At 69.3% G+C, this 22,522-nt stretch carries 25 protein-coding genes; 18 read left to right on the top strand and 7 right to left on the bottom strand.

Annotation, left to right across the window (positions count from 1 at the left end; translation table 11 throughout):
* Positions 1-115: 115 nt before the first annotated feature.
* From P0W64_RS21750 to P0W64_RS21725, 6 genes are all read left to right on the top strand, one after another.
* Entirely contained in the window at positions 116-1,726 is a 1,611-nt protein-coding gene (locus P0W64_RS21750; protein ID WP_275482279.1) for a DUF6350 family protein, read from the top strand.
* A gap of 90 nt (positions 1,727-1,816) precedes the next feature.
* Positions 1,817-2,440, top strand: a complete 624-nt coding sequence (gene purN, locus P0W64_RS21745; RefSeq protein ID WP_275482278.1) for a phosphoribosylglycinamide formyltransferase — start codon at positions 1,817-1,819, stop codon at positions 2,438-2,440.
* Positions 2,437-3,993, top strand: coding sequence for a bifunctional phosphoribosylaminoimidazolecarboxamide formyltransferase/IMP cyclohydrolase (purH, locus tag P0W64_RS21740; RefSeq protein ID WP_275482277.1), 1,557 nt, complete (start codon positions 2,437-2,439; stop codon positions 3,991-3,993). Before purN ends, purH begins: the two co-directional genes overlap by 4 nt.
* A gap of 330 nt (positions 3,994-4,323) precedes the next feature.
* Complete coding sequence (locus P0W64_RS21735) at positions 4,324-5,178, top strand: hypothetical protein (protein ID WP_275482276.1); 855 nt, start codon at positions 4,324-4,326, stop codon at positions 5,176-5,178.
* A gap of 50 nt (positions 5,179-5,228) precedes the next feature.
* On the top strand, positions 5,229-6,620 hold the full coding sequence (locus tag P0W64_RS21730; RefSeq protein ID WP_275482275.1) for a sigma 54-interacting transcriptional regulator: 1,392 nt from the start codon (positions 5,229-5,231) through the stop codon (positions 6,618-6,620).
* Complete coding sequence (locus P0W64_RS21725; RefSeq protein WP_275482274.1) at positions 6,613-8,580, top strand: VWA domain-containing protein; 1,968 nt, start codon at positions 6,613-6,615, stop codon at positions 8,578-8,580. The genes P0W64_RS21730 and P0W64_RS21725 overlap by 8 nt, the downstream gene beginning before the upstream one ends.
* Before the next feature lie 3 nt (positions 8,581-8,583).
* Here P0W64_RS21725 and P0W64_RS21720 read toward each other — a convergent pair whose 3' ends face one another.
* The 7 genes from P0W64_RS21720 to rpmB form a co-directional block, all read right to left on the bottom strand.
* A complete protein-coding gene (locus tag P0W64_RS21720) occupies positions 8,584-9,150 on the bottom strand; it encodes a DUF1707 domain-containing protein (RefSeq protein WP_275482273.1) in 567 nt (188 codons plus the stop codon).
* A 79-nt stretch (positions 9,151-9,229) separates the two neighbouring features.
* A complete protein-coding gene (locus P0W64_RS21715) occupies positions 9,230-10,192 on the bottom strand; it encodes a hypothetical protein (protein WP_275482272.1) in 963 nt (320 codons plus the stop codon).
* A gap of 196 nt (positions 10,193-10,388) precedes the next feature.
* On the bottom strand, positions 10,389-11,324 hold the full coding sequence (locus tag P0W64_RS21710) for an AEC family transporter (protein ID WP_275482271.1): 936 nt from the start codon (positions 11,322-11,324) through the stop codon (positions 10,389-10,391).
* A gap of 77 nt (positions 11,325-11,401) precedes the next feature.
* The gene (gene rpsR / locus P0W64_RS21705; RefSeq protein ID WP_275482270.1) at positions 11,402-11,656 is read right to left on the bottom strand and encodes a 30S ribosomal protein S18; all 255 of its coding nucleotides are present in this window, start codon (positions 11,654-11,656) and stop codon (positions 11,402-11,404) included.
* Between the two features lie 23 nt (positions 11,657-11,679).
* Positions 11,680-11,985 (bottom strand): 30S ribosomal protein S14, encoded by a 306-nt coding sequence (gene rpsN / locus P0W64_RS21700; protein ID WP_275482269.1) that lies wholly within the window; start codon positions 11,983-11,985, stop codon positions 11,680-11,682.
* On the bottom strand, positions 11,986-12,150 hold the full coding sequence (gene rpmG / locus P0W64_RS21695; RefSeq protein WP_275482268.1) for a 50S ribosomal protein L33: 165 nt from the start codon (positions 12,148-12,150) through the stop codon (positions 11,986-11,988).
* The gene (gene rpmB / locus P0W64_RS21690; RefSeq protein ID WP_275482267.1) at positions 12,150-12,386 is read right to left on the bottom strand and encodes a 50S ribosomal protein L28; all 237 of its coding nucleotides are present in this window, start codon (positions 12,384-12,386) and stop codon (positions 12,150-12,152) included. The genes rpmG and rpmB overlap by 1 nt, the downstream gene beginning before the upstream one ends.
* 49 nt (positions 12,387-12,435) lie before the next feature.
* Here rpmB and P0W64_RS21685 point away from each other — a divergent pair, with 49 nt between their 5' ends.
* From P0W64_RS21685 to P0W64_RS21630, 12 genes are all read left to right on the top strand, one after another.
* Entirely contained in the window at positions 12,436-13,671 is a 1,236-nt protein-coding gene (locus P0W64_RS21685) for a GTP-binding protein (protein ID WP_275482266.1), read from the top strand.
* Complete coding sequence (locus P0W64_RS21680) at positions 13,668-13,931, top strand: type B 50S ribosomal protein L31 (protein WP_275482265.1); 264 nt, start codon at positions 13,668-13,670, stop codon at positions 13,929-13,931. Before P0W64_RS21685 ends, P0W64_RS21680 begins: the two co-directional genes overlap by 4 nt.
* A gap of 79 nt (positions 13,932-14,010) precedes the next feature.
* Positions 14,011-14,184 carry a 50S ribosomal protein L32 gene (rpmF, locus tag P0W64_RS21675; RefSeq protein ID WP_275482264.1) on the top strand — a complete coding sequence of 58 codons (174 nt, stop codon included), beginning with the start codon at positions 14,011-14,013 and terminating at the stop codon, positions 14,182-14,184.
* Positions 14,185-14,261: 77 nt separating this feature from the next.
* Complete coding sequence (locus P0W64_RS21670; RefSeq protein WP_275482263.1) at positions 14,262-14,915, top strand: trimeric intracellular cation channel family protein; 654 nt, start codon at positions 14,262-14,264, stop codon at positions 14,913-14,915.
* A gap of 72 nt (positions 14,916-14,987) precedes the next feature.
* Positions 14,988-15,674 carry a response regulator transcription factor gene (locus P0W64_RS21665; protein ID WP_275482262.1) on the top strand — a complete coding sequence of 229 codons (687 nt, stop codon included), beginning with the start codon at positions 14,988-14,990 and terminating at the stop codon, positions 15,672-15,674.
* A gap of 50 nt (positions 15,675-15,724) precedes the next feature.
* Positions 15,725-17,275 carry a HAMP domain-containing sensor histidine kinase gene (locus P0W64_RS21660; protein ID WP_275482261.1) on the top strand — a complete coding sequence of 517 codons (1,551 nt, stop codon included), beginning with the start codon at positions 15,725-15,727 and terminating at the stop codon, positions 17,273-17,275.
* Complete coding sequence (locus P0W64_RS21655) at positions 17,272-18,678, top strand: trypsin-like peptidase domain-containing protein (RefSeq protein ID WP_275482260.1); 1,407 nt, start codon at positions 17,272-17,274, stop codon at positions 18,676-18,678. The genes P0W64_RS21660 and P0W64_RS21655 overlap by 4 nt, the downstream gene beginning before the upstream one ends.
* A 17-nt stretch (positions 18,679-18,695) precedes the next feature.
* The gene (locus P0W64_RS21650; protein WP_275482259.1) at positions 18,696-19,274 is read left to right on the top strand and encodes a MogA/MoaB family molybdenum cofactor biosynthesis protein; all 579 of its coding nucleotides are present in this window, start codon (positions 18,696-18,698) and stop codon (positions 19,272-19,274) included.
* Positions 19,258-19,461, top strand: a complete 204-nt coding sequence (locus P0W64_RS21645) for a hypothetical protein (RefSeq protein ID WP_275482258.1) — start codon at positions 19,258-19,260, stop codon at positions 19,459-19,461. The genes P0W64_RS21650 and P0W64_RS21645 overlap by 17 nt, the downstream gene beginning before the upstream one ends.
* 491 nt (positions 19,462-19,952) lie before the next feature.
* Entirely contained in the window at positions 19,953-20,636 is a 684-nt protein-coding gene (locus tag P0W64_RS21640) for an MspA family porin (protein WP_275482257.1), read from the top strand.
* 65 nt (positions 20,637-20,701) lie between these two features.
* Positions 20,702-21,436: an MspA family porin gene (locus tag P0W64_RS21635; RefSeq protein WP_275482256.1), complete on the top strand. Its 735-nt coding sequence runs from the start codon at positions 20,702-20,704 to the stop codon at positions 21,434-21,436.
* Positions 21,437-21,901: 465 nt separating this feature from the next.
* On the top strand, positions 21,902-22,522 hold a 621-nt coding region (locus P0W64_RS21630), incomplete at its 3' end, for an MspA family porin (protein WP_275482254.1).

Here is a 22,522-nt window from a genome sequence, read left to right as displayed (position 1 = left end):
GCGCCCCCCCCCTCCCCCGATTCTCGACGCACCTCCTGAAATGTCCGTAAGGGCTTCCGTCACACCCGGCGCGCCGCATCGACTGAGGCCCCGCCCGGTGCAAGGCTGGGGCGCGATGAACTCCACCCTGTCCCGACTGCGCGGCGCCGGTGAGGCCCGCTCGTTGTTCGCCGTCGCGTTCGGCCCGTCCGTCGTGGCGTTGGCGATCGTCGCGCTGCTCGGCGTCCTGACGATGGCCACCCAGCAGTCGGACATGGCCGCAGTGTTCGCTGTCGTCTCCGAGCTGTGGCTCGCGGTGCATCAGGTGCCGGTGACGGTCAGCGACATCACCGTCAGCACGCTCCCACTGATCCCGACGCTGCTGCTCATGGTCGGCGTTGCGCGGATGTCGCGCTCCGCATCGGATGGTCGTCCCCTGCGCGAGCTCCGGACGGTGGTGTTGTGCGCAGTCGGCGGGCCACTGCTGTTCACCGCGATCGCCCTCGCCGTGGTGAACGACGCGACCAGTACGTTCACCGTGGGGACCCCGCCGCCGCTCGTGGCATTCGTCGACACCGCCGTCGTACACCTGGTCGCCGCCCTGATCGGGATCGGTTACGGCCGCCGGCACGAAGTATCGGACCTCCTGCGCGTGCCGCTGTGGGTGGAGGACGCCCTCGCGGTCGCCACCCGCGCGCTGGCCGCCTTCTTCGCCGTCGGCGCCGCGATCGTGGTCGTGCGCCTGCTCGTCCAGTGGAGCACCGTCGGTTCGTTGGTCGGTGCCGGGAACGATGCGATCGGAATGCTCGGGCTCACGGCCCTCTCCGTGCTCTACATGCCCAACGTGATGATCGGCGCGGCGGGCATCACCGTCGGCGCGGGCGCTCAGGTGGGCCCCGTCGCGGTCAGCCTCTTCTCCTCGGCGCCCGGCCAGGCGCCCGCGATCCCGCTGCTCGCGATCCTCCCCGCGGGCGATTCGCCGCGCTACCTGCTCGTGCTGCTGCTCGTGCCCGCCGTGGTCGCCGTGGCGACCGGGCGTCGCTGCGCTGCCGCGGATCCCGAGCTCGGCCCCACCCTCAAGACCATCGGTGTCGCGGCTCTCGCGACGGCCGCCGGGATCACCGCCGCATCCTGGCTCGCAGGCGGCCAGCTGGGCGGCTCAGGCCGGGTCGGCCTGGATCTGCCCGAGCTGTTCTTCTTCACGTTCGCGTGGATCATGCTCGTCGGAGCGCTGGCGGCGCTCGCGGTGCAGCAGTTCGGTGACACGCGCGCGGTGCGGTCGACGAAGCGTGCCGGCCGCGCAGACGGGCCCGCCGGATACACCACCTTCGCGGACGAGCCCGACGATGCCGATGTCGCGGCGCCGATCCGCTCCGACGCAGACGCACCCGAGCGGTACGCCGAGCCGGACGAGACGCCCGTCTCCGACCCCGATGGCGCCGCCGAGCACGACCGCTCCGAGCACGACCGTTCCGAGTCCTGCGGCGCTACGCACGATGCCGCGTCGGACAGCGCCGAGCCGGACGACCCCGAGACCGGTGACTTCGACAGCGTCCGCGACGCCGCCCGGACCGGAGGCACCGATGCTGCACGCGGGGGAGAAGCGCCGACGACGGCCCGGGACGAGGCGCGCGTGCCGTCGGCCCACGAGCCCGGGACGCGTGCGCGGGGCGGCCGTCCGGCGCCCGTCCGAGATCCCGTCGTCGCCGATGTGGAGGAACTCGACAGCTATACCTTCGGGGAGTGAGCGACCGGGCCGTCGGTACCGGATTCGGACGCGTCTAGGCTTTGACCGGAATCCCGTAGCCCGAGGAGAGAGAAGCTGGACACCCCCGCAGTGCTCGTCGTGCCCCCGTGTGCACCCGCACGCATCGTCGTACTCGCCTCCGGGACGGGCTCGTTGCTCGCATCCCTCCTCGAGGCGGCCGGCGACTCCGGATATCCGGGGGAGGTCGTCGGGCTCGTCGCAGACAGGGATTGCCGTGCTGTACGCATCGCCGCTGAGGCGGGGCTCCCCGCGTCGGTCGTGCGCCTCGGCTCGCATCCCGACCGCGCGGCGTGGGACACCGCGCTCACGGCGGCCGTGGCGGGTCTACATCCCGATCTCGTGGTCGCGGCCGGATTCATGAAGCTCCTCGGCCCCGAGTTCCTCGGGGCGTACGGTGGCCGGGTGATCAACGCGCACCCCGCGCTCCTGCCTGCGTTCCCCGGTGCCCGCGCGGTCCCGGACGCGCTCGAGTACGGGGTCGCGGTCACGGGATCCACGGTGCACCTGGTGGATTCGGGTCTCGATACGGGCCCGATCCTCGCGCAGCGGGCCGTGCCGGTCGAGCTGGGCGACACCGAGGAGACACTGCACGAACGGATCAAGGTCGTGGAGCGTCGCCTCCTTGCGGAGGTCGTCGCCGACGTGGCCCGGCGTGGCTACACCCTGAACGGACGAAAGGTCACACTTCGATGAGCAGCATCCCCTTCAAGCGCGCTTTGATCAGCGTGTACGACAAGACGGGGCTGGTGGAGCTGGCGACGGGCCTCGAGCAGGCCGGCGTGGAGATCGTGTCCACGGGCTCGACCGCCAAGACGATCGCCGACGCCGGCGTCGCCGTGACCCGGGTCGAGGATCTCACGGGCTTCCCGGAGTGCCTCGACGGGCGCGTGAAGACGCTGCACCCGCGCGTGCACGCGGGGATCCTGGCCGACACCCGCCTGCCCGATCACGTGCAGCAGCTCAAGGACCTCGGCGTGCAACGCTTCGAGCTGGTCGTGGTGAACCTGTACCCCTTCACGGACACCGTCGCGTCCGGGGCCACCGAGGACGAGTGCGTCGAGCAGATCGACATCGGTGGGCCGTCGATGGTGCGCGCCGCGGCCAAGAACCACCCGTCGGTGACCGTCGTGGTATCGCCCGACGATTACACCGAGGTGATCGACAACGCCCGCGTCGGCTTCTCGCTGGAGCGGCGTAAGAGCCTCGCCGCCAAAGCCTTCCGACACACGGCCGACTACGACATCGCGGTCGCGTCATACATGACCGACGTGGTGGCTGCCCCTTCCGAGGAGTCCGCGGACAGCCACTTCCCCACCTGGATGGGTGGCAGCTGGCGGCGCGAGGCGGTGCTGCGCTACGGCGAGAACCCGCATCAGGGCGCCGCGCTGTACGCCGCGACCGGCGGCTCGGGCATCGCACAGGCGGAGCAGCTGCACGGCAAGGCGATGAGCTACAACAACTACACGGACGGCGATGCCGCGTGGCGGTCCGCCTGGGACTTCACGGAACCGGCCGTCGCGATCATCAAGCATGCCAACCCCTGCGGCATCGCTATCGGCAAGGACGTGGCGCAGGCTCACCGGCGGGCGCACGCGTCCGACCCGGTGTCCGCATACGGCGGCGTGATCGCCGCGAACCGCGAGGTCAGCGTTGAGATGGCCGAGCAGGTCTCCGAGATCTTCACGGAGGTGATCATCGCGCCGTCGTACGCCCCCGGCGCGCTCGAGCTGCTCACCAAGAAGAAGAACGTCCGGATCCTGCTGGCCCAGCCCCCGGTGCTCACCACCGAGGTCAAGCAGATCTCCGGGGGTGTGCTGCTGCAGGACACCGACGCTATCGACGCCGCCGGCGACGACCCCGCCGAGTGGACCCTCGCCACCGGCGAGCCCGCCGATGAGGCCACTCTCGCCGACCTCGAATTCGCCTGGCGCGCAGTCCGTTCGGTCAAGTCGAACGCGATCCTGCTGGCATCTCGCGGCGCCTCGGTCGGCGTCGGTATGGGGCAGGTCAATCGCGTCGACGCTGCGCAGCTGGCCGTGAACCGCGCCGGCGACCGCGTGGTCGGGTCGGTCGCGGCGTCGGATGCGTTCTTCCCATTCCCCGACGGCCCGCAGATCCTGATCGATGCGGGGGTCAAGGCGATCGTTCAGCCCGGCGGCTCCATCCACGACAAGGAGACCATCGAGGTCGCCCAGGAGGCCGGTGTGACGATGTACTTCACCGGCACACGCCACTTCTTCCACTAGGGCCGCACCCGGCCCCCACCGGGTCCGGTGTGGAGTCGTGCACCTGGTCCCGCGTGCGCTCGGTGAAATGGCCGGCGTGCAGCGGCTCGTCCGGCACCGCACGCCCCAACCAGGTCACCGCGGCGGGGCGCGGTGCCGGTGAGGTCGCGCTCCCGCGATGCAGTCGCCGTCGTTCGCGTCGTCCCAGAACACGCCGGTCCGGGTGTGTGGCTACCAGGATGGCCGCCCACGGCGATCGCGGTCGCGGCCGCCGATTCCTCATGGCCCCTCCGCCCGGATCGATACGCCGATCGTGCGATGCGGTCCGCTGCACCGGATACGGTGGGACGCATGGCCACATCTGCGGAGACCGCACGCCACGCCTATCAGTCGCTCGAGCCGTATCACGTCGTCGCCTATTTCAACCCCGGTCTGCGCGCCGCGCAGGAGGACCTCGGCCTCGACGCGCACGCCTTCTACGTGGGTGCTCGCGCCGCACCGATGGGTGAGGTCGTGGCACCGGTGGTGGCGGCGGCGTTCTACAACTTCTCGCCGGCCCTGATCGAGACGGCGTGGCCCGCGGCGCTGGACGCCGGACTCGCCGAGATCGACGACCGTCGCTACGCCATGCTCGACGCGCAGTACCGCGGGATCCTGGGCGACGCCGCCGGGCTCGCGGACCTCGTGCCGGAGTACGCGGCCCTGATCGCGGATCTGCCGATGTCGGGGCGTGCACTGGCCGCGGCCTGGGCGGCGAGCGACGTGCCGGACGCTCCTGCCCTCGCGCTCTGGCGACATCTGTCTGTGCTGCGGGAGTGGCGCGGCGACAATCACATCGCGGAGCTGGTGCGTCACGGTCTCGACGGGGTCGACGCCGGCGTGTTCCACGAGGCCGAACTGCCTGACCCCTCGATCTCGCGCAGGGTGATCGGGCGGCGCTTCTTCCAGGTGAGCCGCGGCCTGTCCGACGCCGACTGGGACGCCGCGATCGACAGGCTCGTAGCACGCGGCCTGGTCGAGCGCGATGGCGACAAGCACCGCCTCACGGCGGACGGTTTCGCCCTGTACCAGGACATCGAGGCCGGCACCGATGCGATCAGCGGTGCGGCCTTCGGCCCGGCCGCCGCGAACCTCATCGACCGCACCCGGCCGTACGTCAAGAAGGTCATCGACGCCGGGATCCTCCCCGGCACGCGGGCGAAGTAGCGGCGCCCCGGCGCCGTGCACGTGCCGGGGGCCGGGCGTAGCGTGGATTCGTGACTGACGCTTCCACCGGCCCGGCACCGACCACCGTCGGAGAGCTGCGCGCATCCGGCCACGTCTACCGCGGCATCAAGGACGAGATCCGACACAACCTGATCGCCGCTCTGCGCGGCGATATCGACCCATGGGAGGGCATCCAGGGGTTCGACGACACCGTTATCCCCCAGCTCGAGCGAGCGCTCCTGGCGGGCCACGACGTGGTCCTGCTTGGAGAACGCGGGCAGGGCAAGACCCGCCTGATCCGCACGATCGTGGGTCTGCTCGATGAGTGGACCCCCGTCATCGACGGTGCTGAGCTGGGCGAACACCCCTACCATCCGATAACCCCTGCTTCCGTGCGCCGGGCCGCCGAGCTGGGCGACGACCTGCCGGTGTCGTGGCGGCACCGCGACGACCGCTACTCGGAGAAGTTGGCGACGCCCGATACCTCTGTCGGCGACCTGGTCGGCGACGTCGACCCCATCAAGGTGGCCGAAGGGCGCAGCCTAGGTGATCCCGAGACCATCCACTTCGGCCTCATCCCGCGTGCGCATCGCGGCATCGTCGCCGTCAACGAGCTGCCGGACCTGGCCGAGCGGATCCAGGTCGCCATGCTGAACGTGATGGAGGAGCGGGACATCCAGGTGCGCGGGTACAGCCTGCGGCTACCCCTGGACGTGCTGCTGGTCGCCTCCGCGAACCCCGAGGACTATACGAACCGCGGCCGGATCATCACGCCGCTCAAGGACCGGTTCGGCGCCGAGATCCGCACGCACTACCCGATCGACCTCGATGACGAGGTGGCCGTGATCGAGCAGGAGGCCGACACGGTGGCCTCGGTGCCGCCGTACCTCACGGAGGTCCTCGCCCGCTTCACTCGCGAGTTGCGGGAGTCCTCGTCGGTGGACCAGCGCTCCGGCGTATCCGCACGTTTCGCCATCGCAGCGCAGGAGACGGTGGCTGCATCCGCACTGCACCGCGCCGTTCTGGGTGGCGAGGAGCTGCCGGTCGCCCGCGTCGTGGACCTCGACTCGATCGTGGAGGTGCTGCGCGGCAAGGTCGAATTCGAAGCGGGGGAGGAGGGGCGCGAGCTCGCCGTGCTGGGGCACCTGCTGCGCCGTGCCACCGCCGATGCCGCGCGCGAGAACCTCGGTGGGGTGGACCTCGGGCCCCTGGTCGCGGCGCTGGAGCAGGGCGGTCCCGTAGTCACGGGGGAGGACGTCAGCGCGGAGCAACTGCTCGACGGTCTGCCGGAGGTCCACGTATTGGCCGAGGTGTACGAGCGCCTCGGCGCGGATACGGACGGCGAGCGTGCCTCGGCGGCCGAATTCGCCCTGGAGGGACTGTATCTCGCGCGGCGGATAGGCAAGGAATCGGACGATTCGGGGCAGACGGTCTATGGCTAGGCATCACCGCTTCTCGCGATACAGCCGCTATACCGGCGGCCCCGATCCCCTGGCCCCGCCGGTGGATCTGCGGGAGGCGCTGGACGAGATCGGGCGCGACGTCATGGAGGGCGTATCGCCCCGGCGCGCCCTGCAGGAGTACCTGCGGCGGGGCTCCCAAGACAGGCGCGGGCTGGATAAGTTGGCGGAGGCGGCGCACCGTCGTCGACAGGACCTGTTGCGCCGCAACAACTTGGACAAGACGTTCGAGGACATCCGTGAGCTGCTCGACGAGGCCGTTCTCACGGAACGTAGAGAGCTCGCGCGAGCCCTCGACGACGATGCCCGGTTCCAGGAGATGCGCATCGAGAACCTGCCGCCGTCCCCGGCGCAGGCGGTGCGGGAGCTGAGCGACTACGCGTGGCGGTCGCCCGAGGGGCGCGAAAAGTTCGAGCGCATAAAGGACCTCATGGGACGAGAGCTGCTCGATCAGCAGTTCGCGGGGATGAAGGAGGCGCTCGAGAACGCCACCGATGAGGACCGGCGGCGTGTCCAGGAGATGCTCGACGACCTGAATTCGTTGCTGGACAAGCACAACCGCGGCGAGGACACGGATCAGGACTTCGCCGAGTTCATGGACGAACACGGCGAGTTCTTCCCCGACAACCCGCGCAACGTCGACGAGCTGATCGACTCGCTCGCCAAGCGCGCCGCAGCGGCGCAGCGACTACGCAACAGCTTGACCTCCGAGCAGCGGGCCGAGCTGGATCAGCTGGCGCAGAGCGCGTTCGGTACTCCGTCACTGTCGCAGGCGCTGAACCGGCTGGGCGATGCGCTGCAACAAGCGCGGCCTGGCGAGGACTGGTACGGCAGCGAGGATTTCGAGGGGCAGCAGGGGATGGGTCTCGGCGACGCGACCGGTGCCATGGCGGATATCGCAGAGCTCGACGACCTGATCGACCAGCTGTCCCAGCAGCATCAGGGCGCATCGATGGACGACATCGACCTCGAGGCGCTCGCCCGCCAGTTGGGCGAGGACACGGCGGTGGATGCGCAGGCGCTCAAGGAGCTGGAACGCGCACTTCGCGACGCAGGCTATTTCGAGCGCGAGCCCGATGGTGCGCTGCGACTCTCTCCAAAGGCGATCCGACAGCTCGGGCAGTCGATCCTGCGGGACGTCGCGCAGCAGCTCAGTGCGCGGGGCGGCGAGCGAGCCACAGACCGCGCCGGCATCGCCGGCGAGCCGACCGGTGCGAGCCGCGAGTGGCGATTCGGTGACGTGCAGCCGTGGGACACCACCCGCACTGTGGTGAACGCCGTGCTGCGCCAGTCGGGTTCGGGTGCCCCGCGGGACGGTTCGGTGCGCCTCGACGCCCGTGACATAGAGGTCGTCGAGACCGAGGCGCGCTCGCGGGCGGCGGTCGCGCTGCTCGTGGACACCAGCTTCTCCATGGTCATGGAGGGGCGATGGGTCCCGATGAAGCGCACGGCACTCGCGCTGCACCAGCTGATCTCGACACGTTTCCGAGGCGACGAGCTCACGGTGATCGGTTTCGGGCGGCACGCCCGGACCCTGACCGCTGCGGAACTGACCGGCCTCGACGGCGTGTACGAACAGGGCACGAACCTGCATCACGCGCTGCTGTTGGCGGGCGACCACTTCCGTCGCCATTCGGCCGCGCAGCCCGTACTGCTCGTGGTCACCGACGGCGAGCCCACCGCGCACCTCGAACGTGACGGTGAGGCGTTCTTCGGCTACCCGCCGCACCCGCGGACTCTCGCGCTGACGGTGCGCGGCTTCGACGCGGTTGCGGCGCAGGGTGCACAGACGACGATCTTCCAGTTGGGTGACGAGCCGTCGCTGACCCGATTCCTAGACCTCGTGGCCCGGCGCGTCGGCGGCCGGCTGGTCAACCCGGATCTGGACGGCCTAGGCGCCGCCGTGGTGTCGGACTATCTGGGGTCGAGACGTAGGCGGTAGTGCCTACCGCTGCACCACCTCGACGCCGCCCCAGAAGGCGATGCCCCGGACGGTGACGCGCGGGCCGCCGGGCTTCCCCGGCCGCGGGTCCTTGTGCTCGAACGCGCCCATGATGCCGAGGCCGGGGACGTGCACGACGGCATCGGCGGGCAGGATGATCTTGATTCCGGCCATGATGGCGGTGGCGGTGATGGTGACCTCGGGCGCGGTGAAGGTCGCCTCCGAGAGGTCGAGCGTTACGCCGCCCCACCATGCGAATGCGGAGTGCTCGGCCCCGACGGCCACGGCGCCGCGCACTTTCGCCTCGCTCATCACGGCCACCTTGGTGCCGAGCATCGGCAGAGTGGTGGGCTGCGGACGCGCCGCCGCCATCGGCGCCGGGATATCCGAGACGAGCCGGTCGAGGTCGCTGTAGGTGCGCGCCGCGACCGCGCGCGACGTGCGGTCCTCGAACTCGGAGAAGGTCAGCCGCCCCGTGTCGAGCGCCTGCGACAGCAACTGCATCACCAGGTTCCGGTCCTGATCCGACGCGCGCATCAGCTCGCGGCCGGTACCCGCTTCCTCGCCCATGGATTCCACACTAGGCGGATACGGCTGTGGCCGCCTCCCCGTTCTCTCGGAGGGGAGGCGGCCACAGGTCTCGAGACGATCAGATCAGGCGACCGACCACGGGCAGGCGCTTGAGGAGCACCGCGATCCCGGTGGGCTGCTTGGCGCCCTTCACGTCCTTGGCCTTGCCGGCGTCCTTGGCTGGAGCGTCCTTGGCGGCAGCCGGCTTGCCCGCGGCGGCCTTGGTGCTACCGGCCTTGGTGCTACCGGCCTTGGTGGCCTTGGAATCGGTGGCCTTGGAGTCGGCGGCGTCGTACGGCGACTTCGCCTTCGACGCTGCCGCCTGCTGCTCAGCGATCGGCGTGATCTTCGCCGCGCCCTTGTCGGCCTTGGCGTCGGGCTTGGCCGGAGTCGGCTTCTTCGCGGCCGGCTTCGCCGCGGTGGTCTTGGACGCCGGCTTGGACGTAGCAGTCTTCGCAGCGGCAGGCTTCGCCGGCGCCTTCTTCTCGGTGGGCTTCTTCGCCGCAGGCTTCGACGCAGCGGTCTTCGACGACGCCGGCTTCGACGCACCCTTCGAGGCGACGGGCTTGGCGGCGGCAGGCTTGGCGCCAGCCGGCTCGGCGGGCAGGCCGAGCAGGTTCCAGGCGCCCTCCCACCCGGCGACGTCGTCACCAGTGACGGGGACCTGAGAGTTCGCGCCGAACTGCTTGCCCGGGTTGCGGCTCTCCCACGCGCCGATCTGCTTCGACACGAAGGTGGCGTACTCCTTGCCGCTCACCAGGGCGACTGGTGCGCCCTCGGTGAGGTCGATCAGCGCCCACGCGTCCACCGGCGACTTGCCGGCCACGGACTCGCTGCGGCGTGCCGTCCACTCCTCTTTGGTGGTGCCCTTGACGCGGACCGTGCGCTCGGCACCGTCGGCGGTGACCTTGACGATCTTCACGTTGCCGCGCGTGGTGGTCTCGGCCTTGCCGCCGCGTGCTTCGACTGCGGCTACGAAGGTCTCGACGGCGCGCGCAGTGGTCGACGCGGTGGACTTCGATGGCGTGCTCTGATTCGCCATGTGTTGTCTCCTCATCCCATCTGTCGGGCGACCTGGGTCGCCGGATGTCGTGGGTTATTAACCCATGGGTAAGTTGTGATGCCAAGCCCAAACCTCACCCTGAGTGCGATATGTGACCAGGTCGGGGCGTATGCGCGTGAATCATGTGACCGCGGTCACCGAAATCGCGGCACAGAGACCACAGCCGTCACACGGATCAGGCGAGCAGCGCTGCTATGACCATGATGACAGGGATCGCGACGGTTGTCGTTATGAGCCCCGCATCGCGCGCGAGCATCACGCCCCGGTTGTACCGCAGCGCGTAGACGAGCACGTTCTGTGCTGTGGGCAGCGCGGCGGTGACGGTCTGGGCGAACAGCGCGTGACCGGATTCGCCGACTGCGAAGCGCGTCAGCGCCCATGCGACGAGTGGCATCGCACCCATCTTGAGCACCGTGGCCAGCAGGATGTCGCGCCGCGGCGCCTCGCCCTTCTGCATGATCCGCACGCCGCCCAGTGAGAGCCCGAACACCAGGAGGGCCATGGGGACCGATGCGTTGCCGAGCAGTTCGGCACTGTTCATCGCCCACTTCGGCGGGTGCCATCGGGCCAGCGATACCAGGAGCCCGATGAGCGCGCCCACCACGATCGGGTTGGCGAATCCGGCGACGACCGTCCGCCATAGCGGCGACCGCCCCGGGCGTTCGCGCCGCTCCGAGAGATCGAGCAGTGCGAGCGCGACGGGGGAGTACACGAGGATCTGGAACAGCAGCAGCGGTGCCACGTACGAGGTGTCGTCGAGCACGAACACCGCGATCGGGATGCCGAGGTTCGACGAGTTCACGTAGCTGGATGCGAGTGCGCCGACCGTGGCCTGTCCGATGCCGCGGCGCAGGATCAGTCGCGCGATCAGATAGTGCGCCGAGGCGATGGTCAGCGCCGACGCCGCGCTCACCCACAGTCGTGACGAGAACAGCACCGCCACGTCGGTCGTGGCGAGCTTGTCCAGCAGCAGCGCCGGTGTCAGCACGTAGAACACCAGCTTCGACAGAACCAGTTCCGGAGTCTCGCCGAGCACCCCCAGGCGCCCGGTCAGATAACCCGCGGCGATCACTACGGCGATGACCGCGAATCCCTCGAGAACCCCGATCACGCGCGATGACGCTACTCGGGGCGCCTACCGCCTCCGTCAGCACGGCCGATAGGACGGACGACAGGACGGCCGCCGGGCTATCTCGGGCCTGCGTAGGGGAGCAGAGCCATTTCGCGCGCGTTCTTGATCGCCCCCGCCACCTGCTTCTGTTGCTGGGGCGTGAGTCCGGTGACCCGCCGGCCGCGGATCTTCCCGCGCTCGGTGAGGAACGTGCGCAGCAGCGTCACGTCCTTGTAGTCGGCCTCTGTGACACCCCGTGCGAGCAGCGCGTTGCGTCGCGCCTTCGGGATCTCGCGCGGCTGGACCCGCTTCCGGGATGAGGGTTTCGCCATCGTCTTCCTCCTGATGCTTTCGGCTACCAACTCGACTTCGAGACTCCGGGGAGCTCACCGGCATGGGCCATCGCGCGCAGCCGCACGCGGGACAGCCCGAACTTCCGCAGGTGCCCGCGTGGGCGACCGTCGACCGAGTCCCGGTTGCGAACACGCGTCGCGGACGAGTCCCGGGGGAGCTTCGACAGCGCCGACACCGCGGCTTGGCGCACGTCCGGCGCCGTGCCGGGGTGCGCGATGAGCTTCTTCAGCTGGCCGCGCTGGTCCGCGTACTTCGCGACGAGGGCCTTCCGGCGCTCGTTCTTCGCGATCATCGCCTTGGTGGCCATCTACCGCTCCTCACGGAAGTCGACGTGCCGGCGCACGACGGGGTCGTACTTGCGCAGCACCATGCGGTCGGGATCGTTGCGACGGTTCTTGCGGGTCACGTAGGTGTAGCCGGTGCCGGCCGTCGACTTGAGCTTGATGATCGGCCGGATCTCGCCCGCCGCCATCAGATCTTCTCCCCGCGGGCCAGGATCTCCCGTGCGACGGCGTCGATGCCCCGGCGGTCGATCGTCTTGATGCCCTTGGCCGAGACGCGCAGCGTGACGGTGCGGCCGAGGCTGGGGACGTAGTAGCGGCGACGCTGGATGTTGGGGTTCCAGCGCCGGTTGGTGCGCACGTGCGAATGCGACACGGACTTACCGAAGCCCGGCGCGCGCCCCGTCACCTGGCAGTGAGCGGACACGAGTCCTCCTTGTTGATAATGGATACCGTTACCGTCTAGGCTAGCTGAAATGGAAACGGTTACCAAAAAGACACCGGTGGTACTGCTCACCGGGTGGGACACCGCCAGGGCCGACGAGCTCGCAGCGCCGGGCACCGTCGTCGTGCATCACGACCTCTCGGGCCTGGCCGAGGGGCTCGTCGTGCGCACCGAGACGACGCTGTCAGCGGGGCAGGCGGGCGACATGCCGCAGCGCCAGGCACTCGACACGCGTATCGCGGTGCTCGAGCTCGCGCACGGCTGCGTCTCCTGCACCCTGCGCAAGGATCTCCTGCCCCTACTGCGCGCCCTGCACAGGCGTCCCGGCGTGGAGCGGATCGTGCTGCGCCTGGACCCCGTGCTGGAGGCCGAGGCGATCGCGCACGCCGTCGAGCACGTGGTCGTGTCGATGGCCGGCGAGACCGGTGCGGCCGCATCGCGGTCAGACATCCCGGATGGGCCCGCGGGGTTGGACGTGGAGATCGCGGCCGTCGTCGGCTTCGTCGGCGAGGGTTGGCTCGACGATGCTCTGGGTGACGCCGACCTGGCGGACCGGTTCGCGACGACGGAGGACGACGAGCGCACCGTTGCACAGCTCGCCGTCGGGCACGTCCAGTGGGCGGATGCCGTCGTCGTGAGCGACAGCCCGGATCCCGCGCGGCTGCGAGCGGTCGTCCGGCGGCTCGCTCCCGGCGTGCCGATCTGCAGGGAGTCCGTTCCGCTTCCGCGCGTGCTCGAGCGGGCCGTGGGGTCCGCCCGCGTCGGCGGAGCAGGACCATGGGCGCCCCTGCTCGCGGGCGCCCCGCCGCTCGAGCCCGACGGCGACGTGGCTCTCCTCGACTTCGCGGCTACCCGCCCGTTCCACCCCGGCCGCCTGCACGAGGCGGTCGACACGCTGCTCGACGGCGTCGTGACGGCGCGCGGTCGCGTATGGCTCGCGACCAGTCCGGACGCGATGCTGTGGCTCGAGTCGGCGGGTCAGGGGCTTCGTGTGGGTGTTGCCGGATCGTGGGACGACTGCCCGGATCCGCTCGTATGGGACGAGGGCCGCGGCAACCGGCACACGAGTCTCGTCGTACTGACGGCGGGCGCCGACCCCGGCGTGGTGCGCCGTGTACTCGCGTGGGCGCTGGTGACCGACGGAGAACTGGAGCACCCAGGCGAGTGGGCACGGTGGGAGGACCCGTTCGGCGGCTTCCATGTGGATCCGTGCACCGAGCCGGCGCTCGGAACCAGAGAGTCCGTAGACGAGAGGACGGCAGAATGAAGCAGGGCATCCACCCCGAGTACCGGCCGGTGGCGATCAAGGACGCGTCGACGGGGAAGGTCTTCCTCACGCGCAGCACGGCGGACTCCCGGCAGACGACCGAGATCGACGGCGTCACGTATCCGCTGATCACCGTCGATGTCACGAGCGACTCGCACCCGCTGTGGACCGGGAGGCAGCGGCTCGTCGACACGGCGGGGCGCGTGCAGCGGTTCGAGGCGAAGTACGCGCGTTTTGGAGCGCGGGCCGCCAGACGGTAGACTTCATCCCTTGTGACGTTCGTAGCCCGCCGGGCTCACGTCTGACAAGGCTTACACGACCGGACCGATAGGAAGAATCATGGCTGTACCCAAGCGCCGTATGTCGCGGGCCAACACCCGTGCCCGCCGCTCGCAGTGGAAGGCGGACAACCCCGAGCTGCAGGCCGTCACGGTAGGTGGCCGCACCCAGCTGGTGCCGCGTCGCCTGGTCCGCGCCGCGAAGCTCGGCCTGGTCGACTTCGACCGCCGCTAAGAACTTCAGCGTTCCGTGGAAGGCGGGACCGGCATCGAGCCGGTCCCGCCTTTCGCGCTGTCCGGGGAGGGTGACGCGTGCTGCTGAGCGTCCTGAACTACGCGGGTATCGCCGTGTTCGCGGCGTCGGGTGCGCTGATCGGCGTCCGCAAGCGGCTCGACGTGTTCGGTGTGTGGACGATGGCCGTACTCACTGCGCTGGGCGGAGGCGTAGCGCGCGACGTGCTCATCGGGGTCACCCCGCCGACGTCGTTCCAGAGCTGGCAGAACCTCACCGTCGCGACGGTGGCGGGCGCGCTGGTGTTCGTACTGCATCCGCAGTTCGCGGTGTTGCGCGGCAGCGTTCTGGTGCTCGACGCGGTCGGCATGGGCGTCTTCGCCTCGACCGGTGCGCTCACGGCGTTGCACCACGGCGTGAGCCCCTACGGTTCGGCGCTGGTGGGCATCACGACGGCGCTCGGCGGCGGCGTGCTGCGCGACATCCTGGTCAACGAGGTCCCGCTGCTCCTGCAGCAGCGTGACTTGTACGCGATTCCTGCGCTCTCCGGAGCCGCGGCAACAGTCGCCGCATATCAGTGGGGTGCCACCGAGAGTCGTGCGCTCATCGCGGGCGCGGTGCTGGCTACGGCATTCCGCCTCGTCGCGCTGTGGCAGGGTTGGCGGGTGCCGGTGGCGCCCGAGGACCTCGCGGGCCGCATAGGGCGAGCTGTGCGGCGCGTGTTCCGGCGCTGAACGGCCCAGCCGGCGAACCGGACAAGCGAGTCTTAAGACATTTCACATCACCGCCCGGTAAGACTGGGAACCATGCGCATTCTGGTGGTGGACGATGATCGGGCGGTGCGGGAGTCACTGCGGCGCTCGCTCACGTTCAACGGTTATCAGGTGGATACGGCCTTCGACGGACAGGACGCCCTCGATCACATCGTGGGTAACCGGCCCGACGCCCTGGTACTCGATCTGATGATGCCGAGGGTCGACGGCCTCGAGGTGTGTCGCCGACTGCGCAGCGCGGGCGACGACCTGCCGATCCTCGTCCTCACCGCGCGCGACGCCGTGAGCGACCGGGTGTCGGGCCTCGACGCGGGTGCCGACGACTACCTGCCCAAACCGTTCGCGCTCGAGGAACTCCTCGCGCGGATGCGGGCGCTGCTGCGCCGTGCGACCACGGATCCGGGCACCGACTCCGAGGCGCTCACGTTCGAAGACCTCACGATGGATCCGGTGACCCGCGAGGTGACACGCGGCGAGCGCGGTATCAGTCTCACGCGCACCGAGTTCAGCCTGCTCGAGATGCTGATGGCGAACCCGCGGCGCGTGCTTACGCGAGGGCGCATCCTCGAGGAGGTATGGGGTTACGACTTCCCGACCTCGGGCAACGCACTCGAGGTCTACATCGGGTACCTGCGGCGGAAGACCGAGGCCGGCGGCGAGTCCCGGCTGATCCACACCGTCCGCGGGGTCGGGTACGTCCTCCGCGAGACGCCACCGTGAACGCGCATCACCTCCAGAGCAACCAGCAGCGCCCCGGACGTGACCGCCCGATGCGCGATCCCAACCCGATAACCCGCAACGTCAGCTTCCGCTGGCGCGTCACGCTGCTGGCGGCCATCGTCGTGGGCGTGGCGGTGGCCGTGATGGCGGCGTCGGCGTTCTTCGTGGTCAAGCGCGCGATGTACGCCGACGTCGACAATCGCCTGCATAAGCAGGTCGAGTCCGTCGCGCCGGCGATGTCGAGCCCCGTCACCCAGTTCACGACCGTGATGATGATGCTGATGTTCCGGCCCGATCTGTCGGTGAACCAGACCATGGTCGTCTACCCGGACGGCACGCCGTACCACTCGGGGACCGTGCCACTCGGGAAGCCGGAAAGGGACGTCATCGCGGGCCGCGAGCAGGTCTCGCTGCGGTCCGTCGGCGACTCTCGGGTCATGGCCCAGCACCTCGACAACGGGGTCACCCTGATCGTGTCCGAGGACCTCACGCCCACCAAGAACCTGCTCAGCGAGCTGGCGGTCGTGCTGTTCGTGGTCGGCGCGTGCGGTGTGGTGCTGGCGGCCGTCGCCGGCACCGCCGTCGCCCGCGGCGGACTCAGACCCGTTCAGCGGCTCACCGAGGCCTCCGAGCGGGTTGCCCGCACCGACGACCTCACGCCGATCCCCGTCACCGGTCGCGACGAGCTGGCGCGCCTGACGATGAGCTTCAACTCGATGCTGACGGCACTGGCCGAGTCCCGCGACAGGCAGTCGCGTCTGGTCGCCGATGCCGGCCACGAGCTGCGGACCCCGCTGACCAGCCTGCGGACCAACGTCGAGCTGCTCATCGCCGCCCGGCGGCCGGGCGCACCGGCGATCCCCGAGGAGGAGATGACAGCGCTGTCGGACGACGTCCTGGCGCAGGTCGAGGAGCTCACCACGCTGGTGGGCGACCTCGTCGACCTGGCCCGCGAGGACGCGCCCGAAGCCGTGCACCAGGAGGTGGACCTCGAGGAGGTCGTGACGAAGGGCGTCGAGCGCGTGCAGCGCCGCCGTCCCGACGTGCGCTTCGAGTGCGATACCGCGCCGTGGCGCGTCTACGGAGACCAGGGCGGCCTGTCGCGGGCCGTCATCAATCTGCTCGACAACGCCGCCAAGTTCTCCCCCGACGGTGCCGCGGTGCGCGTCGGGCTTCGCGAGACCGGTGTGGAGCGTGCGGTGTTGACGGTGGCGGACAGCGGCCCCGGTATCCCGCCGGAGGACCGGGCGCTGGTGTTCGAGCGGTTCTACCGCTCGATGTCGTCGCGGTCCATGCCCGGCTCCGGATTGGGCCTCGCGATAGTGAAGCAGGTCGTCGAGCGGCATGGTGGCACCATCACCGCGGGGGACTCCGACACGGGTGGCGCGCTGCTCTCGGTCTCCCTGCCGGGGTCGCCCGTGGCGGGCGGCCGCGCACCGCAGGTGGTGCGGCGCGAGTCGCGCGAATCGCGGGTCCCCTGGCGCCACCGGTCGTTGCCCACGAAACGACAACGAGGGCACAGCGACTTCACAGGCAACGGACGCAAAGTGGTCGGTGACAACACAGCCGACACGTCGAACGAGACGAGGACGAAGCAATGACACAGGGTGGAGAGCCGCAGCGCCCCGCTCCAGACGCGGGAGATCAGGGCCGGGGCGCCAACCCCTGGGCCTACGAGCAGTACCGCCAGCAGGGACAGCAGGCCCAGCCCCAGCAGGCGCAGCCCCTTGGTGGCTACCCGCAGTCGTCGCAGGCACCGCAGGGCCAGTCCCAGCCCGGCTACTACGAGCAGCCGAGCGGTTATCCGGCACCGGGCCAGCCGCAGGGTTACAGCCCCACGGGGCAGCTGCCCGCGCCGGGAGGCACACCGCCCGGTGTGCCTCCGGTCGGTCGGCGTGGGCCCGGCGGGGGCGCGCTCGCGACGCTGGCGATCGTCATCGCACTCGTCGCGGCGCTCGGTGGCGGTCTCGTGGGCGCAGCCCTCACCAAGGGCTCCGGCTCCGGCGGTGGAGGTTCGACGATGACCGTGGCCGCGAACAACGGAAACGCACCTGCCGCGGCCAAGGGTTCGGTGCAGGACATCGCGAACCGCGTCCTGCCGTCGGTCGTGTCGATCGAGTACGTCGCCGGGCGCTCCGGAGACAGCGGCTCGGGCGTGGTGCTCACCAAGGACGGTCTCATCGTCACCAACAACCACGTCGTGAGCGGTGAAGGATCGTCCGCCGGCGGCGCTATCACCGTCACGTTCGCCGACGGGTCGACGTCGAAGGCGACCGTCGTCGGTACGGACGACGTGTCCGACCTCGCGGTGATCAAGGTGGACCGGAACGACCTGACTCCGATCACGGTGGGTGACAGCTCGAAGGTCGCGGTGGGGCAGGACGTCGTCGCCGTCGGCGCGCCCCTGGGCCTGTCGGGCACCGTCACGAGCGGCATCGTGTCCGCGCTGAACCGGCCGGTCGCCACGTCCGGCAAATCGTCGGACCAGACCACGGTCATCGACTCGATCCAGACCGACGCGTCGATCAACCCCGGTAACTCGGGCGGTGCGCTGGTGAACTCGAACGGCGAGCTCATCGGCATCACGTCGTCGATCGCGTCGCTGCAGCAGGGCCAGTCCCTCGACGGCCAGTCGCAGCAGTCCGGCAGCATCGGCCTGGGCTTCGCGATCCCCGCGAACCAGGTCAAGCGCATCGCGCAGGAGCTCATCGACAACAAGAAGGCGACGCACGCCGCGCTCGGCGTGACGGTCAAGATGGGCGCGTCCAACAGCCAGCCCGGTGGCGTGATCTCCGACGTCAGCGCCGGCGGAGCCGCGGAGCGAGCGGGCATCCCGAAGGGCTCGATCGTCACCAAGATCGACGATCTGCAGGTCCCCGACGGTATCGCCCTCATAGGGGCCGTGCGTTCGTACGCGCCCGGTACTACCGTGACGATCACCTACGTGGACCCGGGCGGCGGCACGAAGACCGCACAGGTGAAGCTGGATACGCTGAGCAATTGACTACGAGGGGATTCGAGATGACCGACAACGACACCGCTACCACCGAGTGGTTGAGCGACCTCGCGGAGCCCTCCGACATCGTGGTCGAGGACACCGTGCCCGACCGAGTCCTGGGTCGCGCGCTGGTCATCGTCGTGGACGACCGCGGTGCGCACGCCGCGGGCCCCAAACCCGTCGGCGCGCTCGTCACCGAACTGCTGGAGGAGGCGGACTTCTTCGTCGACGGCGTCGTGGTCGTGCCCTCGGACGAGGTGGCGGTGCGCAACGCGCTGAACACCGCGGTGATCGGAGGGGTCGACCTGGCGATCACCATCGGCGGCGTAGGGGTGGGAGCGCGTGACGTGACGCCCGAGGCGACCGAGGAGATCCTCGATAAGAAGCTGCCGGGCATCTGCGAGGCTCTGCGCGCGTCCGGGCTCGCCGCCGGCGCGACCGACGCGTGCCTGTCGCGGGGACTTGCAGGCGTGTCCGGCAGTACCGTCGTCGTCAACCTGGCATCGTCGAGGGCGGCCGTCCGCGACGGTATGGCGACCCTCTGCCCGCTCGCCGCGCACGTGATCGAGCACGTGGCAGGAGCCGATGACCAGGCGGAGTGAGCCCGACGGCGCCGCTCCCGCAGGCGGTGCCGGACGGTGGTCCGCGGCCGACGTCGCCCGCATCTTCGGCGAAGCGCTGCCGGAGCAGGTGCGCGATGCCGCCCAGACGGCCGACGACGGCGCCGGTGCAGACGGCCGTCGCCGCGATAGTTGGATCGCAGACAACCGGCCGCCTCACCACGGCTGATCCCTTCCCGTACACGCTCTTCGCGTGTATTCAGGCTGCGCTCAGGTGCGCAGGCGACATGTGCCGTTTTCCGGCTGAATTCGCCGAAGTGAATATGAATCCATGGAATTGGCTGAGTGAACTCTTCGGGAACGGCTTGGACGTGCATATAGAAAGCTGGATAAGCTAACGATCTGGTTTCGGCTGGTAGTCGCTGGTAGACGCCGTACACCCGCTACGCGGCCGGGCTTGTTGTGGCCCTCACCTGCAATAATCCTCCAGATTCTGGCGGTTGCCGCCTGCCCGAACGGGTCGATATAGTCCGCCCGAACCGTGAGAAGACTGTGAGAACAGTCGGAGGCGGGCGGGCGTATCGACCAGATCAGCTGAGTGCGCCCGACGATCGACCCCTCTGCGGATATCCGTAAGAGGGTTGGTTTTACGTGCGCGCCGACGGCGCGCGGCGGCCCCGGCAGGGGGCGCTTGAACACGATTCCTGGTGAGGGGAACGAATGGGCAAGGTGGGCAAGACCTCGGCGCGCCTCGGTGTCACGGCGGCTGCGGTCGCCACGGCGGCGACGGTGCTGGCGGCCGGCACGGCGCACGCGGACACGTATGTGCCGCTGCCGAACGGTACGAAGAATGTCGCGACGGCGGGCAAGTTCAGTGTGACGTTGCGCTCGACGAACAATCACGCGAAGATCCTGCCTTCGCTGGCGACGGCGCAGACGCGCACGACGTGGGTGACGTCGACGGGTTATGTCGATGTCAAGGGTGCCGGTAAGGATGTGAACGGCACGCTGAACCTGTCGCTGATGTCGGGGTGCCAGTTCCCGGGCGCGATCGGTGTGTCGCTCGGCGTGACCGGCCCGGGTGCGAATGCCGGTCTGTCGACCGGTGGGTCGCCGTCGGCGGGTGTGTCGCTGGGTGGTGTGAACGGCGGCCTGTCCGTCCCGCTGTCTCCCGGCACCACCTCGGGTGTTACCGGCAATGCCGGGCAGTACCCGTGGGCCTCCGTGCTGGACAACGTCTCGATCAAGAAGGACGGCACGTATTCGGTGTCGGTCAAGGACTACGACGTGAACTTCGGCAACTGCAGCGGGTACGCGCAAGCCCGTGTCGTGACCTGGGTCGAGCTCAAGGGCAGCAACCGTGTCGAGGGCTATCTGTACGGCAAGCCCTTCAGCCTGGGCTGACGCCCGTCCACCTCCAGCCACCGCACCCGCCCACGCGGGTGTCTCCTTCCTGAAAGGGAAACCCCATGAAGAAGATCGTCCTCCGCGGCGCGGCGGCGGCCGCCGTCGCAGGCACCGCGATCGCGGGCCTGGCATCGGGCGCCGCCAACGCCGACACGTTCATTCCGCTCCCCAGCGGCCAGGTCACGCAGCGCATCGGCGACGGCGCCATCGTCGTGTCCGCCACCGGCCAGTCGGCGAAGCTCTCGCCCGGTATGGTCGCCCTGCCCACCACCCGCAACGCCTGGGTTTCGGGCACGTTGCGTGCCACCATCAAGGGCAAGAAGCCCGGCAACGGCAGCATCTCCGCCGGCTACGTGGTCGGCTGCCAGATCAGCGTCGGCGACACCAATATCACCGGCAGCGGCACCGGTACGGGTCCGATCATCAGTGCGTCGTCCGCCGGCGTCGGCCAGGGCAAGAGCGACCAGATCGCCTCGGCGTCAGTCGGCACAGGTGCGTCGCTGAAGCTGGCGGCCGGCACTATCGGTACCCAGCCGTTGACGCTGGACAAGCCGAAGTGGCCGAACGCGGGCGACGAGTTCAAGCCGACCAACGGCTCCGACCTCGGCTGGCAGAAGCCCTCCAAGTCGTTCAAGTTCACCGGAGACTCGGGATCGCTGTCCTGGTCCGACAGCACCATCGGGACGGACGGCTGCGCCGGCTACGCGCAGGCGCGCTTCTACGCCTACGTCACCGGCCAGGTGGGCAACTCCGAGGGCACCGCGGTGCTCTGGGGTAAGCCCTTCACGCTCGGCTGACAGGAACTGGCCGATCCGGCCACCGGCGACTCGGGTCCCGGAAATCGCCTGACAGGGGCGGCGTCACGTGACGCCGCCCCTGTCAGCGTCTGCGGTCGGGTTCGCCGGCGGCGCTTCGGCCGTAAACGACATACCGCGGTTCCCCGCAAAGTCCCCCGTCGTTCATCTAATGCCCGTTTCGGACCGTTACGTCCGTGTTACGGAACAGGGCTTGGGTCCCACAGTCAGCTGGCAGTTTGTAAATTTCTGCGCCCGAAGGTTGCTGTAGGGCATGGCTCGCGCTTAACCTTCTCACAGGCTCACCGAACCCGGTGAGCTTATGACCTGCGCGGACCACGGGGGACAACCCCTGCGTCACGGGAGTGGAGTGATGGGATCGAGGTTTCATTCAGCCCACTCTCAGGTCTTCCGGACGGTCGTTCGATCGGCGTTAGCCCGCCGAGGAGTTCCTGGTGAGGGGAAGATATGAGCAAGGTGGGTAAGACTGCCACCCGGGTGAGCGTGGCCGCTGCCGCGGCGGCGACTGCGGCGACGGTGTTGGCCGCGGGAGTCGCGCATGCGGATGTGTACGTGCCGCTGCCGAACGGTGAGAAGGTCGTGTCGACCGCGGGCAAGTTCAGTGTGAAGCTGCGTTCGACGAACAATCACGCGAAGATCCTGCCTTCGCTGGCGACTGCGCAGACGCGCACCACCTGGGTGACGTCGACCGGCTACGTCGATGTCAAGGGTGCTGGTAAGGATGTGAACGGCACGCTGAACCTGTCGCTGATGTCGGGGTGCCAGTTCCCGGGCGCGATCGGTGTGTCGCTCGGCGTGACCGGCCCCGGCGCGAATGCCGGTCTGTCGACCGGTGGGTCGCCGTCGGCGGGTGTGTCGTTGGGTGGTGTGAACGGTGGCCTGTCGATTCCGTTGTCTCCGGGTACCACGTCGGGTGTCACCGGCAATGCCGGGCAGTACCCGTGGGCGTCGGTGTTGGACAACATCGCGATCAAGAAGGACGGCACGTATTCGGTGTCGGTGAAGGACTACGACGTGAACTTCGGCAACTGCAGCGGGTACGCGCAAGCCCGTGTCGTGACGTGGGTC

Source organism: Tsukamurella sp. 8F, from assembly GCF_029167375.1.
Lineage (GTDB): Bacteria > Actinomycetota > Actinomycetes > Mycobacteriales > Mycobacteriaceae > Tsukamurella.
This window is presented reverse-complemented; position numbering and strand designations above follow the sequence as displayed.

Bases quoted from the DNA above. Each gene is read 5' to 3' on its own strand.
- P0W64_RS21645 (WP_275482258.1), top strand. From the start codon at position 19,258: ATGACCAGGCGGAGTGAGCCCGACGGCGCCGCTCCCGCAGGCGGTGCC.
- P0W64_RS21725 (WP_275482274.1), top strand. From the start codon at position 6,613: ATGGCTAGGCATCACCGCTTCTCGCGATACAGCCGCTATACCGGCGGC.
- rpsN (WP_275482269.1), bottom strand. From the start codon at position 11,985: ATGGCCACCAAGGCGATGATCGCGAAGAACGAGCGCCGGAAGGCCCTC.
- P0W64_RS21660 (WP_275482261.1), top strand. From the start codon at position 15,725: ATGCGCGATCCCAACCCGATAACCCGCAACGTCAGCTTCCGCTGGCGC.
- rpsR (WP_275482270.1), bottom strand. From the start codon at position 11,656: ATGGCGAAACCCTCATCCCGGAAGCGGGTCCAGCCGCGCGAGATCCCG.
- P0W64_RS21650 (WP_275482259.1), top strand. From the start codon at position 18,696: ATGACCGACAACGACACCGCTACCACCGAGTGGTTGAGCGACCTCGCG.
- P0W64_RS21715 (WP_275482272.1), bottom strand. From the start codon at position 10,192: ATGGCGAATCAGAGCACGCCATCGAAGTCCACCGCGTCGACCACTGCG.
- P0W64_RS21640 (WP_275482257.1), top strand. From the start codon at position 19,953: ATGGGCAAGGTGGGCAAGACCTCGGCGCGCCTCGGTGTCACGGCGGCT.
- P0W64_RS21680 (WP_275482265.1), top strand. From the start codon at position 13,668: ATGAAGCAGGGCATCCACCCCGAGTACCGGCCGGTGGCGATCAAGGAC.
- P0W64_RS21635 (WP_275482256.1), top strand. From the start codon at position 20,702: ATGAAGAAGATCGTCCTCCGCGGCGCGGCGGCGGCCGCCGTCGCAGGC.
- P0W64_RS21735 (WP_275482276.1), top strand. From the start codon at position 4,324: ATGGCCACATCTGCGGAGACCGCACGCCACGCCTATCAGTCGCTCGAG.
- purH (WP_275482277.1), top strand. From the start codon at position 2,437: ATGAGCAGCATCCCCTTCAAGCGCGCTTTGATCAGCGTGTACGACAAG.
- P0W64_RS21685 (WP_275482266.1), top strand. From the start codon at position 12,436: ATGGAAACGGTTACCAAAAAGACACCGGTGGTACTGCTCACCGGGTGG.
- rpmF (WP_275482264.1), top strand. From the start codon at position 14,011: ATGGCTGTACCCAAGCGCCGTATGTCGCGGGCCAACACCCGTGCCCGC.
- P0W64_RS21750 (WP_275482279.1), top strand. From the start codon at position 116: ATGAACTCCACCCTGTCCCGACTGCGCGGCGCCGGTGAGGCCCGCTCG.
- P0W64_RS21665 (WP_275482262.1), top strand. From the start codon at position 14,988: ATGCGCATTCTGGTGGTGGACGATGATCGGGCGGTGCGGGAGTCACTG.
- P0W64_RS21720 (WP_275482273.1), bottom strand. From the start codon at position 9,150: ATGGGCGAGGAAGCGGGTACCGGCCGCGAGCTGATGCGCGCGTCGGAT.
- rpmG (WP_275482268.1), bottom strand. From the start codon at position 12,150: ATGGCGGCGGGCGAGATCCGGCCGATCATCAAGCTCAAGTCGACGGCC.
- P0W64_RS21655 (WP_275482260.1), top strand. From the start codon at position 17,272: ATGACACAGGGTGGAGAGCCGCAGCGCCCCGCTCCAGACGCGGGAGAT.